Here is a 15,231-nt window from a genome sequence, read left to right on the forward strand (position 1 = left end):
AAAAGGGAACGTGTTCAACACGTTCCCTTTTTACCGGATCAGCGGGCCTACGGGCTTAACTGACTGGCATTAGCCCAAAGGGCGGCGTTTTTGTTTTCTGCGGCCAGACATGAGAACGCTCGTGACAGTGCTCCGCCCGGCCGCCTGCGCGCTCCGAATGCAGGCTTCGCGCGCACTGGGCTGCGGCGCATCGAGCAGGCTGGAATGTGAACCTTTCGTGACACGGTATTCATTCGCTGCGAGGCCGGCCGATAAGGCGGGAATCCCTCTACCGATGCCGCCGGAGTTCGCGTCTCATGTCGTCCATTGCCCATCGCCTGATCGTCTTTGTCCTTGCCTCAATCGCAGTGCTGTTTGCGTTGGGCCTGAGCGGGGCATGGCAGGCGAATCGCATCAACGGCAGTCTGGACTACGTCTATTCACGCACGCTTCCCGAAACTCAGGCCATTGCGGCCACCCGCGCCGAATTCGCGGAACTGCGGGCCTTGGCGAACTTTCATGTGCTGAACAACGACGCCACCAAGATGGCGGAGGTCGACAGGCAACTCGCGGCACGCCGCGCTGCACTGGATGCAAGCCTCTCGCGGTTGCGTGAGCAACTCATGGGTGAGCAGGAACGCCGCCTGCTCGATGCCTCGTCCGTGGCGCTCAAGGCCTATTTGGCAAAGATGGACGAAGCGCTGCAGTTCAACCGTGATCAGGTCATGGTTGAAGCGCGCGATACGCTTTTCGATGCGGCGCCCCTGGCAGAGAACGTAAGCCTCGCGCTGGCGAAGCATCTCGATCATGTGCAACAGCGTGCCGCCGCAGAGTCGCTGCACGCTGCCGCCAGCTTCCGCAACGTGGTCTTGTTGGGCGCGCTTTTGACGCTGCTTGGTGCCATCGCAATGGCGTTCTACGGCCGCCGGATCTACGCCGACACGGCACAGCCGCTGGCCAGTTTGCGCAACGTGGTAGTGCGCGTCGAAGCCGAGCATGATTTCCTGCTTCAGGCGCCCGCGCAAGGTCACGCTGAAGTGGCGGATACGGTCTCTGCATTCAACCGATTGCTGCTGACTCTGCGCGGGCATTTGGGTGCGATTCGCGACGGCATTGGCGAGCTGACCGGCGTTTCGGCTGAGATGCGCGCCACCGCTGCGGGAATTGCCGAGCGCAGCGCGTCGCAGTCGGATGGTGTTTCAGAGATGGCGGCGGCGATGGAGCAAGTCACCGTCAGCATCAATCATGTGGCCGACCGCTCGGCCGATGCGCGCGCGATTGCGCTGGAATCTGGCCGCCTTGCCGAAGAGGGCGAGCAGGTGATCGCGACTACGGTCGCCCGTATCAACGAGATCGCCGCCACTGTCGCCAGTGCGGCTGAACGGCTCGCTGAACTGGAACAACACAGCCAGGCGATCGGGCAGGTGGTGGCGGTGATCCGCGAAGTTGCCGATCAGACCAACCTGCTGGCACTTAACGCCGCCATCGAAGCGGCGCGCGCCGGAGAGCAGGGCCGCGGTTTCGCGGTTGTCGCCGACGAAGTGCGCAAGCTTGCTGAAAGGACATCGAAGTCCACCCGCCACATCACCGAAATCATCAGTCAGATCGCAAGCAGCGCAGGCAAGGCATCCGACGGGATGCGCGCTGCGGTGCTCGGGGTTGATCGTGGCGTCGCCGAGGCGGGCGAAGCCAGCCACGCCATCCGCTTGATCGGCGACGGAGCGCGCAAGGCCTTCGAGCAGGTGACCGAGATCTCCGATGCGATTCGTCAGCAAGGTGAGGCAACGCAAGGCATTGCCCGTGCGGTTGAAACGATGGCACGCCTTGCCGAAGAAAACGCAGCCACCGCCAGCGTCGCGCGCGAGGCTGCTAGCCATCTGGAGCAACTTGCCGCCCGGCTGGGCCGTGGCGTTGAGAGCTATCGTCTCTAGCCTGCACGCCCTTCACGGCAGGGCCTCTCCGGCACAGAAAAACAAAAAGCCAACGAGAGTCGGTTGGCTTGTGTCTGCCAGTCGCTCAGACGGCGCTGACGTGAAATCTGGAGCGGGCGATGGGAATCGAACCCACGGCTCTAGCTTGGGAAGCTAGGGTATTACCATTATACGACGCCCGCTCGGGCTGCTCTGGTGACGTTCTGGCGTGTGCCAAAACGTGAAAGCGGCCCGGATTGTACCGGGCCGCGGGTGCTTCAGGCAAACAATGCCTTAGAACGCGTAACGCAGGCCGCCGTTGAGGCCGTAGTCGGAGATGCTTTCCCGGCCGAATGCGCCGTTCAGTTCAATCCAGGCGGCCAACTGCTTGCTGAGGTGGAAGCGGCTGCCAAGCTGAGCGGTGGCAGCGCCTTTGTCCACTTCGCCAGCCGGCAAGGAGAACTTGCCCGCGTACAGCGAAGGCAGGCCGACGGAGATTTCGCGGTCCTGGGTGTCGACGAAGTCGTACTCGTAACCGATGCGGCCGTAGGGGATGAAGCTGGTGGCGTCGTAGCTCAGCTGATACGCAACGCGGCCGATCACCGACTGACGGGTCTGCTGGCCGTAGGTCAGCGCAGTTGAAGCGCCGCCTTCCTTGTCTTCGTCGTAGCCATCAACCTGGACGCGCTGTGCCGTCAGGCCCAGCACCGGGCCGTGCGTCATCTTGCCGGACTGCAATTGGTAGAACGCCTGCAGTGCGGCCGAGATGTTGGTGCCCTCGGTGGTGCCGGTCATCGTGCGGGTGACGCTGCCCAGCGTGACGTTACGATCGACGTCGTATTCAAGGTAGCCGAGGGTGCCGGCAAACGACACGCCGAGCTGCCCGAAGATCATGCCGCCGTACATGCTGACGTTCAGTTCGGTTTGCGAATAGCTGCCGCCATTGCCGCCCAGGTCGGGGTTGTAGCCGTTGGCGTTGAAGGCAATGCCAAGGCCACCGAGCTTGGTGCGGGTGTCGTAACCGATCGTCAGGCCGAAGGGGGTGCCATCGGCGCCGGCGAACTCGCTCGACTCGTCGTACTTGAGCTTGCCGCCGTTGGCGTTAGCCCAGGCACGGCTCGGCTTGGTGGGCGATTCCATGCCCTGATCGAGCAGGGTGTTGGTGAGCGCGCTGCGGGTGCGCACCGGGGTTTCTGCCAGCATGCCGATCTGTTGCGGCGCCATCAGCATGGAGTACGCGTAGTCCGCAACCACTGCGTGGGTGCGGGTTGTCGGATGCACGCCGTCGGCGAACATGTACTCCTGCGGGTTGGCCACCGTGGTGCCCGGCGCGCCGCACAGCAGCGAGGTGCCGGTCGGGTTCGAGGCCGAGGTCAGGCAGGCAACGCCGGTACCCGGGTTGGAGAAACCGTAGGCCGCGGCGTTCGCTTGCACTTCGGTCAGCAGGTTGTAGGTATCGAGCGGGATCACGTTGAGCCCCTTCGCTGCGATCTGCCCGAAGAGCTGGCCGTTGTAGGACGAAGAGAGCTGCGTCAGGCCAGCTGCGCTGGTGGGGCCGGCGGCCAGCGCGGCCGGCGTGCGGCCCATGTTGGGCAGGCTCGGCACGATGATGTACTTGGCACCGGCATTCTTCAGCGCTTCAATCGCCGCCACCTGCTGCGAAACCGTGGTGAGCACGAAGCCCGGCAGCGCGGATGCCGCAAGGCCGCCGCCCCCGCCCGCCACCGGCGTTACCGCCCAGAAGATGTCGTTGGCGCCACCCCACATGGCATACAGCGCGTTGGCATCCGCCGCGCCGCCGTGTGCAGCGAGGTAGTTGCCAACTTGCGTGGTGATCGGCGTGGCCGCCGTGGCGACGCTACCGCCGAAACCGGGGGTTGCATTGATTCGCGCGCCGCCCTGGGCGTAGTTCGTGCCGCCCGCGGTATTGCTCGGAGCTGCCGTGGTGCCCAGCTTGGCCGCCAGCGCTTCAGACCAGACCGGGCCGGGGTTGGTGGTGAACTTGCCTGCATAGCCGGCAGTTACCAAGGCGCCAGCGCCTCCGGCGGTGAGTGCGGGCTTGAAGTAGCCCGAATCGGTGAGGCTGTCGCCAAAGAAATAGGTGTTGGTGAAATCGGCAGCGCTAACGGGCAGTGCGAACAACGCAGCAACGGCCAGGCCGAGCGGACGGCGAATGAACATCTTTGTCTCCTCGTGTGTCTTTTGTTGGTATGTTTTGACGCATCTGCGGGCGCTGCTGTCAGTACGGATGCGTATGGATCGGGATCTTGGCACCGACCTGCTTTTCCGGCAAGCCTTAAGCGTAGCAGGGTGCGTGTTAGAATCCTCGCCACTGTCGCGGAAATGCCATGATCGAGATTGTCCTCAACGGCGCCCCCCAGAATCTGCCCGCCGCCACTTCCGTTGCCCACCTTCTTGAGCGTCTCGGCTATGCCGGCAAGCGCCTTGCGGTCGAGCGCAATGGCGAAATCGTCCCCAAGGGTCGCCACGCCGAAGTCTGCCTTGAGCAGGGTGATCGCCTTGAAATCGTCGTCGCCGTCGGCGGCGGCTGAATTCCACTCTCAAGCACGCCAAACATGAACGATCCGCTGATCATTGCCGGTACGTCGTACACTTCCCGTTTGCTGGTCGGCACCGGCAAGTACAAAGACTTCGCGCAGACGCGCGAGGCCGTCGTCGCCTCGGGCGCGCAGATCGTCACCGTCGCGATCCGCCGCACCAACATCGGCCAGGACGCGAACGCCCCGAGCCTGCTCGACGCGCTGCCGCCCTCCGAATTCACCTACTTGCCCAACACCGCCGGCTGCTACAGCGCCGACGATGCGGTGCGCACCTTGCGCCTCGCGCGCGAGCTGCTCGACGGGCACGATCTGGTGAAGCTCGAAGTGCTGGGCGATCCGCACACGCTGTTCCCGAACATGCCCGAGACCCTCAAGGCCGCCGAAACGCTGGTCAAGGATGGTTTCAAGGTGATGGTCTACTGCTCCGACGACCCGATCCAGGCCAAGATGCTTGAAGAGATTGGCTGCGTTGCGGTGATGCCGCTCGCCTCGCTGATCGGCTCCGGCATGGGCATCCTCAACCCGTGGAACCTCAAGCTCATCATCGAGCAAGCCAAGGTTCCGGTGATTGTCGATGCCGGCGTCGGCACCGCGTCGGACGCCGCGATCGCGATGGAACTTGGTTGCGACGGCGTACTGATGAACACCGCGATCGCGCTGGCGCAAGACCCGGTGCTGATGGCCAGCGCAATGAACAAGGCGGTGGTGGCCGGGCGCGAAGCCTTCCGTGCCGGCCGCATGCCGCGCAAGCTCTACGCCGCCAGCCCCAGCTCGCCCACCACCGGCCTCATCGGCGGCTGACAAGACTCAACCCCGTGCCGCGGCGCTCGCGGGGGATGCGGCAGCAGCTTGCTGATCCGCGCCCCCTGGCGAAACCCGCGGCACTGCATTTCCGGTACCCGACATGAGCGATACCCCCGAAGCACGCAAGCTGCTCTCCGCCGACGATCCCAAGACCCGCCCGATCCGCAGTTATGTTGTGCGCCAGGGCCGCATGTCGCAGGCGCAGGAGCGCTCCATCATCGAAGGCATGCCGCGCTGGGGCATCGACTACCGCAGCGCGCCGCTTGACTATGCCGCCGCCTTCGGCCGTAGCGCGCCGACGATCCTGGAGATCGGCTTCGGCATGGGCGACACCACGGCCACGATTGCGCAGACCCGGCCGGGCGACAACTTCCTCGGCATCGAAGTGCACGGCCCCGGCGTGGGCAACCTGTGCAAGCTCATCGCCGAGCGTGATATTCCGAACATCCGCGTCATGCAGCACGACGCCTTCGAGGTGGTGCGCGACATGCTCGCCGAAGGCTCGCTCGCCGGCGTGCATGTGTACTTCCCCGACCCCTGGCACAAGGCCCGCCACAACAAGCGCCGCCTTATCCAGGGGCCCTTCGTGCACGAACTCGCCAAGCGGCTCGCGCCCGGCGGCTACATCCACTGCGCGACCGACTGGGAAGACTACGCCGTGCAGATGCTCGACGTGCTATCGGCAGAGCCCCTGCTCGAAAACACCGCAGAAGGCTACGCCCCCAAGCCTGACTACCGGCCGCTGACCAAGTTCGAAAACCGCGGCCTCAAGCTCGGCCACGGCGTGTGGGATCTCGTCTTCCGCCGCAAGGCCTGACGCCCCCGGCGCCGGGAGCGCGCCATCACAAGCACCACCTCAGGAGCGCCAGCCATGATTCCGCAACGCCCATACGGCAATACTGGTTTGATGGTTTCGGCGCTCGGCCTCGGGGCCGGGCAGATCGGCGATGCGCGGCTCGCGGAAGCCGATGTCGCCCGCCTGCTCAACGCCGCGGTGGACGCCGGCATCACCCTCATCGACACCGCGCGCGGCTACGGCCTCTCGGAACAACGCATCGGCCAGCACCTTGCCCAGCGGCGCAACGAAGTCGTGCTCTCGACCAAGCTCGGCTACGGCATCGAAGGCTGTGCGGACTGGACAGCCCCCTGCATCACCGCCGGCGTCGAAGCCGCCCTGCAGCGCATGCGCACCGACCACCTCGACATCGTGCACCTGCACTCCTGCCCCGCCAGCGTGCTCGCGCAGGGCGAAGTCATCCGCGCGCTCGAAGCCGCCAAGCAGGCCGGCAAAGTGCGGGCCATCGCCTATTCTGGCGAGAACGAAGACCTCGATTTCGCCATCGATTGCGGCCACTTCGATGGCTTCATGGCCTCGCTCAACCTCTGCGACCAGCGCGTCATCGCCGACGCCCTGCCGCGCATCGCCGGCAAAGGCTTCATCGCCAAACGCCCCTCCGCCAACCACCCCTGGCGCTTCGCCGAGCGCCCGGTCGGCGACTACAGCGAGGAATACTGGCTGCGCTGGCGCGCGATGAACCTCACCCACTACGGCCACCCCTGGGGCGAACTCGCGATCCGCTTCGCCGCCTCAATTCCTGGCGTCTCCAGCGCCATCGTCGGCACCGCAAACCCCGCCAACCTCGCGCAGAACATCGAATGGTTACAGTCCGGCGCGCTGCCCGACTACTGGGTCGGCGGCCTGCGCGCCGCCTTCATGCAGCACGACCGCGATTGGCGCGGGCAGCTTTAGCCACGACGCTGGCGATTGCTGGATCGGGGCGGTGGGATGGGTGAGTGCTTTAGGAAAGGCGGCGTAGTAATGGTGAAACGAGCATTCAGCATCAAATTGGGCCTATTTGGCGAATCCTGGCGCAACGTTTGGGGTGCTGATGACGGAGTTTTCCATGATCTTCGAACTCTTGAGCGCTTTTTCGCTTTCATGTTGGCGATTCTGGCGATGACTTCGTGGTTTGATCTCTTGCTCGTGCCTGGATCATCGCCATCCCTGATTGAATTCGCGTTGAGCCTAGCGCCAACAGTTCTGTTTCTTTCGATCTTCCTGCCGAATGGCCTCCGCCAAGCTCCACCGGCCAAAACTATCTTCGCATCCACTATCGGAATTGCGACGTTCTCAGCGGCTGTATTCGGAACCGACGCGAAGGCGTTGTTTTTGTCCGATGTTGAAGCCATCGTCGGCGCGCTGCTCAGGGGGATCTCAGTTGGCGTCGCGGAGGAATGGGTGTTCCGCATCTTCCTGTTTTGGACTCTCGCTTCGAGATTCGGAATCGGAGGGTACATATTGATTTCAAGCGTAGCGTTCTCCGCTCTTCACTTTCCACCTAGCATCAGCGGGTTTCTGTTCTTAGTTCTGGTCAGTGTCGTACTTTCATTGACATTCATCGCAACCCGGTCTTTCTTCGCGGTTGCGCTGATGCATGCTGGTCACAATGCATGGACTGGCGTGTATGACCTATTGGGACGTGAAGGATTATCCTTGGCCGGAGATCTCGCTTCTGGACTTGAGGTTGCTGCGTGGATTCTGGTTGGTGGGTGGAGTTGCGTAACCTGCCTACGTTGGCGCAGCCCGGTCGGTTGTGCGGAATGAAACGAATCCCAACGATTTGCGCCAGCACTTGATCCTCGAGGCCAGGTCTTGCATTTTCACCTCGGTGTGAGCGCTTGTATTCACTCATTTATTCGGTCCGGGGGAAGAACTTTAGTGTCGGGTTTTGCATTCGCACATTCTCACTGCCGCTCAGAATGAACGAGTGCAACACCTGACCCCGTACTTTCGCACTCGTGACCCCGTACGTTTGAGTATCTGGAAATCAATATGCAAAAGGCACGCACATATCTGGCCGCTGGTCTTGTTTGTTTGGTAGTAGCTGTCTTCGAGTTCTATAGCCCATCTAGGCCGCCATTTAGAGGGTCTCTCGCGTGGTGGTATCGGACCGTGTATGAATACCTGGGCGCATATGGATTAGCAATTCAATTTGCTGTGGGCGGAATCGCTTTGCTCTTGTGGGCCTTAGCCCTCTGGCGACGCAGCGACAGAAATTTCGAGTAATGACTGCTTCAATTGAAATGGATCCCAGAGTGGAGAGGTTTTGAATGCCAGAACCAAGGGGGCAGGGCTTGCATTCACTCATTTTCGCGGGCTGGGGGCAGAATTTCTGGGCTGGCGGGCCGACCTCGCGCAGCCTTCGCCCTTGCGCCCCGCCCTCAAAACAACTGCGGATTCCGCGCCAGCCACTCGGCGCGTTCGGTGAACTTTGCGCGCCAGGCTTTGCCGAGCGCGGGGTGTTGCGCCCACGCTCGGATCAGGGCCGGGTTGGCGGCGGGGTCGAGGCGGGTGCGCCAGAGTTGTTCGATCGTGGGGTGGGTTTCGCTGCGGTCGATGAGCTGCAGCGAATCGCCGGGGCTGACGATGCCGCTTTCGATGACGCGGAAGTACCAGCCGATGCGGGCGCTGGCGGCGACGAAGGCGGGTGCTTCGGGTTCGTCGAGGCGCTTGGCGATCTTGTGGCAGGGCACGCGCGGCTGGTTGACTTCAATCCGGCAGGGGCCGAGCGCGCGAACACGTCGCCGAGCCGCACTTCGGTTTCAAGCCAGCCGTGATCCGAGAGGTTTTCGCCCAGATCGCCGGGGCCGAAGCGGGCGAGGGCGGGGAAGCGGGCGGCGAGCGCGGCGTAGTGTTCGGCGGGGTAGTAGTGCAGCGCCTGATCGGGCCCGCCGTGGAAGCGGCGGTCGGCCTGTTCGTCGCCGGCAAAGCCGTAGCGCCCGAGCCGCAAGGCGTCGGTGACCGTGCGCTTCTGCATCGCCGAGGAGCTGCCGTCGGGCAGTTGCGCGATGGCGCCGGTGAGGATCAGGGTAGGCATGGCGCGATTCTAGGGGCGCGCGGGTAACAAACGGAAACATGCCCCCCTGCAGGAGGAACACCTTTTCGGCGGGCCGGTGCTTCAATGCAAGTGCGGGGTCGGACATGGGCCCGACCCGGATCCGATGACAGGAGATTGATCATGAAAAGCTTCAAGACACGCACCCTTGCTTTGATTGCGGCTGGCGTGGCCAGTGCGGCGCTGGCGCTGCCGGTGGCGGCCGGGCGCGGGGGCTGCCCGATGGATGGCGGCATGGGCATGGGCCCGATGCGTGGCGACCCGGCACAGATGGAGCAACGCGCCGCCAAGCGCTTCGACGCGCTGCACGATGCGCTCAAGCTCAGCGCTGCGCAGGAGCCGGCCTGGAAGGCCTTCCGCGACAGCCGCACGGCCGACATGGCGGCGATGATGAAGAATCGCCCCGACCCGGCAGCGCTCGCAGCCAAGCCCGCGCCCGAGCGGATGGAGTTGATGCTGGAGCGCTCGAAGACCCACCAGGCGCAGATGGAAAAGCACCTGGCCGAGTTGAAGACCTTCTATGCGCAACTCACGCCGGAGCAGAAGAAGACCTTCGACTCACACAGCATGATGATGGCGCATCGTGGTGGCAAGGGTGGTCGTGGCCCCGGCCCGGCACCGGCGCCGTAAGTACCGCCAGCTTGTTCAGCGGGTAGCCAGTGAAAACGGCCGGGGAAACCCGGCCGTTTGTTTGCGTACTGCCCGGCATTCAGGCGCTGAGCGCGGGGTAGTCGGTGTAGCCCTTGTCGGCGCCGCCGTAGAAGGTGGCGGCGTCCGGCGCGTTCAGCTCGGCGCCCTTGGCGAAACGCGCCGGCAGATCCGGGTTGGCCAGGAAGGCGCGGCCGAAGGCCACTGCGTCGGCAATGCCGGCGGCGATCAGCGCTTCGGCCTTGGCGTCGGTGTAGCCCCCGGCGAACACCAGCACGCCCTGGTAGCGGGCGCGCAGGCCGGCGCGGAAGGCGTCGGCGAGTTGCGGGCCGCCAGCCCAGTCCGGCTCGGCGACGTGCACATAGGCCAGCTTGCGGGCGTTGAACTGCTCGGCCAGGTAGAAGCCCATCGCTTCGGCTTCGGTATCGGCGATGTCGTTGAAGGTGCCGAAGGGCGAGATGCGGATGCCGGTGCGTTCGGCGCCGATTTCTGCGACCACCGCGTCCACCACTTCAAGCGTGAGGCGGGCGCGGTTCTCGACGCTGCCGCCGTAGGCATCGGTGCGCTGGTTGGGGCCGGTGCTCTGGAACTGATCGAGCAGGTAGCCGTTGGCGGCGTGAATTTCGACCAGATCGAAGCCGGCATCCACCGCACGGCGGGCGGCGGCGCGGAAGGCGGCAACGATGCCGGGCAGCTCGGCGGTTTCAAGCGCGCGCGGCAGGTCGGTTTGCACCATGCCCATGCTGCCGTCCGGATGCACGACGAAGGTTTGCGCGTTCGCCTGGATCGCCGAGGGCGCCACCGGCAACTGCAGGTTCGGTTGCACATGGCGATGCGAGATCCGGCCAACATGCCATAGCTGCAAGGCGATGTGGCCACCGGCCGCGTGCACCGCGTCGGTCACCAGCTTCCAGCCGGCTTGCTGTTCATCGCTGTGAATGCCGGGTGTCCAGGCGTAGCCTTGGCCTTCCGGCATCACCTGCGTGGCCTCGGTGACGATCAGGCCGGCCGAGGCGCGCTGGGCGTAGTAGGTGGCGTTGAGCGCCGTTGGCACATTGCCCGGTTGCGCTGCGCGCTGGCGGGTCAGCGGCGCCATGAACATGCGGTTGGGCAGGGTCAGGCTGCCGAGTTTGAGGGGCGAAAACAGTTTCTTGTTGGTCATGGTGCGACTCCTGTGGGTGAGCTGCTTTGAAGGATTAGACCGGTCGGCTAGTGGCCGGCCGCAAAAACGGGCCAAGGCGAATCAGGGGTTTCAGATCGCGTCGGCCCCCAGAATGTGGAGCGTGTGCGCCCACGCCGCTTCAAACGGTTGGGCGCTGCGTTGGGCCTTGGCGAGCACGCTGGCGCCAATCCACAACGTGTACAGCGTGACCGCGAGGCTCGCCGGCTCAAGCCCGCCGGGCAAAGATCCATCAAGCCGCGCGCCTTCGAGCGCCGCGGCGATGCGTGCGGTGACGCGGCGGGTGCCGACTTCCAGCGCTTGTCGCATCGGCTCGGACAAGTCGGCCACCTCGGCCGCCAGCTTCACCGCCAGGCATTGCTGCGCGCAGCCGCCGCCGTCGCGGTGGCGATCCATCCACTCGGCGAAGTAGGCCAGCACGCGGGCCCGGCCGGTGCCGGCCGGGCGGCTGAACTGTTCGTCGAGCTTGTCGAGGTAGCTGGCGAAGTAGCGTTCGAGCAGCGCCACGCCGAAGGCTTCCTTGGACGGGAACCAGTGATAGAACGAGCCTTTGGGCACCCCCGCTGCGGTGAGGATGGGGCCGAGCCCCACCGCCGAAAAGCCTTTGCCCAGGATCAGGGCTTCGGCGGTTTCGAGGATGTGCTCGCGGGTGTCGGTTGGGCGGTCCATGGGGGCGAACTGTACTAGACCGGTCGTCTAGTGCGCAAGTGTTGGCTGATCCGGGGTCAATCGCCGGTGGGGCGGACGGCCTTGAAGCGGGCCAGCGTGCGTTCGCGCGCGGCAGCGTGGTCGACGATCGGCTTCGGGTAGTCGCGCCCCAGGGTGCAGCGGTAGGCGGACTGGTCGATCGCGCTCATCAGCCAGGGTTCGTGGATCAGCTTGTCGGGCAGATCCGCGAGTTCGGGCAGGTAGCGGCGGATGAAGCGGCCCTGCGCATCGAAGCGCTGCGATTGCGTCACCGGGTTGAAGATGCGGAACCAGGGCTGCGCGTCGCAGCCGGTGGAGGCGGCCCACTGCCAGCCGCCGTTGTTGGCGGCGAGGTCGTAGTCGTTGAGCGTGTCGGCAAAGTAGCGCTCGCCGCGCAGCCAGTGGATGCCCAGATCCTTGGTGAGGAAGCTGGCGACCACCATGCGCAGCCGGTTGTGCATCCAGCCGGTCTGGTTCAGTTGGCGCATCGCGGCGTCGACGATCGGGTAGCCGGTGCGCGCCTCGCACCATGCGGCGAACAGGCGCTCGGCCGCCTCGCCTTCTTCCCACTGCACCGCGTCGTACTCGCTGCGGAAGCTTTGCGTCACCACATCCGGCCGGTACCACAGCACCTGCTGGTAGAAATCGCGCCAGATCAGTTCGTTGAGCCAGACCTCGGCGCCTTCGTTGGCCTGTTCCTGCGCAAAGCGCGCCAGCTCGCGGATCGAAATGGTGCCAAAGCGCAGGTGGATCGAGAGGTAGGAGACGCCTTTCACCGCCGGGAAGTCGCGCGCGCGGCCGTAGTCGGCGATTCGCTGGCGGAAGTCGTCGAACAGTTGCCGCGCGCCGCGCATGCCGCAGGGCAGCTTCAGTTCGGCGAGGTTGCTTGGGGCAAAACCCAATTCGGCCAGGCTCGGGATCGACGCGGCGGGCGGCGCGGCAAGGTGGGCGGCATAGCGCTCAACCGGATAGGCCTTGAGATGGAAGGGCGTGAGTGCCTTGCGCCAGGCGTTGCGGTAGGGCGTGAACACCGAGAAAGGTTTGCCGGCGCCGGTGAGTACCTCGCTTTTCTCGAAGATCACCTGGTCCTTGAATGTGTGGAAGGCGAGCCCGGCGGCACCGAGCGCGCCGCGCACCGCATCGTCGCGTGCCAGCGCAGCCGGCTCGTAGTCGTGGTTGGCATACACCGCCGACGCGCCCAGTTCCAGCGCGAGCGGCGGGATCGCCTCACGCGCATCGGCGTGCCGCACGATCAGGCCGCCGCCCCGTGCGCGCAAGGCGGCATCGAGTTCGATCAGGCTCGCGTGGATGAACTCGACTCGGCGGTCGCGGCGGCTCGGCAGCGCATCGAGGATCGCGCGGTCGAAGACGAAGGCGCAGTACACCTGCGTGTGCGCCTTGAGTGCGTGGTAGAGCGCGGCGTGGTCGTGGTCGCGCAGATCGCGGCGGAACCACACAAGGGCAGCGGACATGTCAGCTCGCAAAGAGAGGGTGGCTCAAAGACAACGGGGGCGTTGGCGAGTTCAGTCGCACGCTGCTCGCGTCGCAGCCTGCGGGCGTTGCGGCGGCTTAGCGTTCGGTGTCGCGGCTGGCGTGTTCGAGGGTGAATTCACGGCTGTCCCACACGCTGCCATCGGGGCTGCGCAGTTCCAGCCGGTAGCGGCCGGCGGGCGGCGCCCAGATGATGCGCGGACCTTCGCCGAGCAACTCGCCGTCGGCCCACCAACGGCCGCCGCGCGCAGCGGGCGTGGCCTCGAGCACCAGCGATTCGCCCGGATGCAGCACCACCAGCTGGGTGCTTGCTTGCGGGTGCAGGATCTGGCGCTCGCCGGTGGCAAATTCCGGTGGTGAGGACAAGGCGACTTCGGTGCCGCGCAGGAACCACTCGCGCCGCGCGGGTTCGATCGGCGGATCGAAGGCCACCACCGTGTTGAGCACACTGGCGGGCGTGCGCGGCGCGCGCGAAACTGGCAACGCGAGCTGGCGCTGCACTTCGCGCAGCCCGCGGCTGGCCAGCCGCGCCGGGTGTTCGCTGCCGCCGCCACTGCCGGCCACCAGCACCGCAATCGCGTAGCGTTCGCCGCCGCTGAAGGCAATGCTGGTTTCGTTGCCCGGATCGCTCATCCGCCACACCGTCTGCCAGCCCGATTCGGGGCTCAGCAGTTCGCTTGCGCCGCCGCGCTGGGCAAGATCGGCCAGCCATTCGCCGACGATGTAGCTGGTGTCGGCGCGCCACAGCTTGCGCGCCGGCGCGGGCGGGGTGTCGCTCAACCAGCGCAGCGCCTGCCATTGCCCGCCGGTGCTGAAGGGGCGCAGCGCCTGGGTGGCCTGCAGCAGGTTCATTTCGGGCGCGGCGGTCGGATCGCGCGGCAGGTCGATGCCGGCTTGCCGCATCCGGTCGAGCGGCAGTTCGGCCAGGCCCAGCAGCGGCGCGATCGGGTTGGCTTCGGCGTGCTGCACCAGCATCCGCAGGCTGCGCCAGGGCGCTTCGCCCTCGCTGCTGATCGGCAGCAGGCTGGCGCCGTGGGCGAGCTTGCGCTCGACCAGGTTGGCGGCGGCGAAGGGCATCCACAGCGCCGGCTGCATGCTGCGCACGCCGGCCACCGCGTCGATGTCGTCGGGCTCCAGGCCGCCGACCCAGGCACGTACGCTGCCATCGGCCTGGTCCACGACGATGGCGGCGCTCGCCGTGATGCGCCGCGCGGATACCTGCAGCGCGTGGCGCAGTGCTTCGGTGGCGGCTTGCTGTGTGGCGCTGTCGAGCGTGCTGACGATGCGCTCGCCCCCGTTGTGCAGCAGGCGCCGCGCAAGCTGTGGGGCAAGCGTGAAACGCGGCCGGTTGCGCGGGGTATCGAGCCGTGGCGCCAGCTCGCTGACGCGCGGGCAGAGATTGGCCGCGTTCATCTTGCGTGCGCGGGCGCAGGCGCGCTTGGCGATGCGGTCGGCGCGGGCGTTGGGGCTGGGCAGCAGGGCGGTGACCAGCAGCGCCTCGGGGCGGTCGAGCGAGCCAGGGGTCTTGCCGAAGAACACCGCGCTGGCGGCATGCACGCCCTGCAGATCGCCGCGGAAGGGCGCCAGGTTGAGGTAGGCCTCAAGGATCTGTGCCTTGGTCCAGCGCGCTTCGAGTTCCTGCGCGGCGAGGCCCTGATCCCACTTCTGCCCGTAGCTGCGGCGCCCGCCGGGGGTGTTGGGCAGCGCAATGGCGGGGTCGAGCAGGCCGGCCAGTTGCATTGTCAGGGTTGAGCCGCCGCGCTTGTTGTCGTGCCACAGGTTGTGCCACAGCGAGCCGACGAAGGCGCGCCAGTCCACGCCTTCGTGTTCGAAGAAGCGGCGGTCTTCAGCGGCGATCAGGGCTTCGCGCAGCGCGGGGGAGAACTGCGCCAGCGGCACCCATTCGAAGCGCCGTACCTTGAGGTTGAAACGCAGATCGGCAAGCGGCTCGCCGTTGCGGTCTAGCAGCAGCGCGTCAGAGGGCTGATGCGCGGCGCGCACCTGCTCGAAGCTGGGGAGCTGTGCCTGCGCGGCGCCGCACAGCAGCGCCAGCATGCAGGCGATCCGGCGCACAC

Annotated in this window: 14 protein-coding genes, 1 tRNA gene and 1 pseudogene; 8 read left to right on the top strand and 8 right to left on the bottom strand. The window is 65.6% G+C overall.

Going from position 1 to position 15,231, the window contains the following annotated elements; all coding sequences use genetic code 11:
- Nucleotides 1–296 precede the first annotated feature (296 nt).
- Nucleotides 297–1,910, top strand: coding sequence for a methyl-accepting chemotaxis protein (locus OPU71_RS15325; RefSeq protein ID WP_267728887.1), 1,614 nt, complete (start codon nucleotides 297–299; stop codon nucleotides 1,908–1,910).
- Between the two features lie 108 nt (nucleotides 1,911–2,018).
- On the opposite strand, the gene OPU71_RS15330 is transcribed toward OPU71_RS15325, so the two are convergent.
- Together OPU71_RS15330 and OPU71_RS15335 are read right to left on the bottom strand one after the other, a co-directional pair.
- Nucleotides 2,019–2,092: transfer RNA gene (locus tag OPU71_RS15330), tRNA-Gly, on the bottom strand.
- 91 nt (nucleotides 2,093–2,183) lie between these two features.
- A complete protein-coding gene (locus tag OPU71_RS15335) occupies nucleotides 2,184–4,070 on the bottom strand; it encodes an autotransporter domain-containing protein (protein ID WP_267728888.1) in 1,887 nt (628 codons plus the stop codon).
- A 167-nt stretch (nucleotides 4,071–4,237) separates the two neighbouring features.
- On the opposite strand from OPU71_RS15335, the gene thiS reads away from it, so the two are divergent.
- The 5 genes from thiS to OPU71_RS15360 all read left to right on the top strand — a co-directional run bounded on the left by thiS (nucleotide 4,238) and on the right by OPU71_RS15360 (nucleotide 7,859).
- Complete coding sequence (thiS, locus tag OPU71_RS15340) at nucleotides 4,238–4,441, top strand: sulfur carrier protein ThiS (RefSeq protein ID WP_267728889.1); 204 nt, start codon at nucleotides 4,238–4,240, stop codon at nucleotides 4,439–4,441.
- Between the two features lie 24 nt (nucleotides 4,442–4,465).
- Entirely contained in the window at nucleotides 4,466–5,251 is a 786-nt protein-coding gene (locus tag OPU71_RS15345; protein WP_267728890.1) for a thiazole synthase, read from the top strand.
- A 103-nt stretch (nucleotides 5,252–5,354) separates the two neighbouring features.
- On the top strand, nucleotides 5,355–6,071 hold the full coding sequence (gene trmB, locus OPU71_RS15350) for a tRNA (guanosine(46)-N7)-methyltransferase TrmB (protein WP_267728891.1): 717 nt from the start codon (nucleotides 5,355–5,357) through the stop codon (nucleotides 6,069–6,071).
- A gap of 54 nt (nucleotides 6,072–6,125) precedes the next feature.
- Nucleotides 6,126–7,004: an aldo/keto reductase gene (locus OPU71_RS15355; protein ID WP_267728892.1), complete on the top strand. Its 879-nt coding sequence runs from the start codon at nucleotides 6,126–6,128 to the stop codon at nucleotides 7,002–7,004.
- Nucleotides 7,005–7,076: 72 nt separating this feature from the next.
- Nucleotides 7,077–7,859, top strand: a complete 783-nt coding sequence (locus OPU71_RS15360; protein WP_267728893.1) for a CPBP family intramembrane glutamic endopeptidase — start codon at nucleotides 7,077–7,079, stop codon at nucleotides 7,857–7,859.
- A gap of 617 nt (nucleotides 7,860–8,476) precedes the next feature.
- Here OPU71_RS15360 and OPU71_RS15365 read toward each other — a convergent pair.
- Both OPU71_RS15365 and OPU71_RS21365 read right to left on the bottom strand, forming a co-directional pair.
- Nucleotides 8,477–8,716, bottom strand: a complete 240-nt coding sequence (locus OPU71_RS15365) for a 3-alpha domain-containing protein (RefSeq protein WP_420712392.1) — start codon at nucleotides 8,714–8,716, stop codon at nucleotides 8,477–8,479.
- Nucleotides 8,717–8,719: 3 nt separating this feature from the next.
- Nucleotides 8,720–8,970: pseudogene (locus OPU71_RS21365) on the bottom strand (MOSC domain-containing protein); the annotation flags it as partial.
- Between OPU71_RS21365 and OPU71_RS15370 the strand changes: the two are divergent.
- Both OPU71_RS15370 and OPU71_RS15375 read left to right on the top strand, forming a co-directional pair.
- Nucleotides 8,869–9,159, top strand: coding sequence for a hypothetical protein (locus OPU71_RS15370; RefSeq protein ID WP_267728894.1), 291 nt, complete (start codon nucleotides 8,869–8,871; stop codon nucleotides 9,157–9,159). The pseudogene OPU71_RS21365 and the gene OPU71_RS15370 overlap by 102 nt on opposite strands.
- A 114-nt stretch (nucleotides 9,160–9,273) precedes the next feature.
- A complete protein-coding gene (locus OPU71_RS15375; RefSeq protein WP_267728895.1) occupies nucleotides 9,274–9,780 on the top strand; it encodes a Spy/CpxP family protein refolding chaperone in 507 nt (168 codons plus the stop codon).
- Between the two features lie 79 nt (nucleotides 9,781–9,859).
- On the opposite strand, the gene OPU71_RS15380 is transcribed toward OPU71_RS15375, so the two are convergent.
- The 4 genes from OPU71_RS15380 to OPU71_RS15395 form a co-directional block, all read right to left on the bottom strand.
- The gene (locus OPU71_RS15380; protein ID WP_267728896.1) at nucleotides 9,860–10,960 is read right to left on the bottom strand and encodes an alkene reductase; all 1,101 of its coding nucleotides are present in this window, start codon (nucleotides 10,958–10,960) and stop codon (nucleotides 9,860–9,862) included.
- A gap of 90 nt (nucleotides 10,961–11,050) precedes the next feature.
- Entirely contained in the window at nucleotides 11,051–11,647 is a 597-nt protein-coding gene (locus tag OPU71_RS15385) for a TetR/AcrR family transcriptional regulator (RefSeq protein ID WP_267728897.1), read from the bottom strand.
- A 56-nt stretch (nucleotides 11,648–11,703) separates the two neighbouring features.
- Nucleotides 11,704–13,137 carry a cryptochrome/photolyase family protein gene (locus tag OPU71_RS15390; RefSeq protein WP_267728898.1) on the bottom strand — a complete coding sequence of 478 codons (1,434 nt, stop codon included), beginning with the start codon at nucleotides 13,135–13,137 and terminating at the stop codon, nucleotides 11,704–11,706.
- Between the two features lie 97 nt (nucleotides 13,138–13,234).
- On the bottom strand, nucleotides 13,235–15,211 hold the full coding sequence (locus tag OPU71_RS15395) for a transglycosylase domain-containing protein (RefSeq protein ID WP_267728899.1): 1,977 nt from the start codon (nucleotides 15,209–15,211) through the stop codon (nucleotides 13,235–13,237).
- Nucleotides 15,212–15,231: the final 20 nt, after the last annotated feature.

It is taken from the genome of Niveibacterium sp. 24ML (assembly GCF_026586805.1).
In the GTDB taxonomy this organism is placed as follows: domain Bacteria; phylum Pseudomonadota; class Gammaproteobacteria; order Burkholderiales; family Rhodocyclaceae; genus Niveibacterium.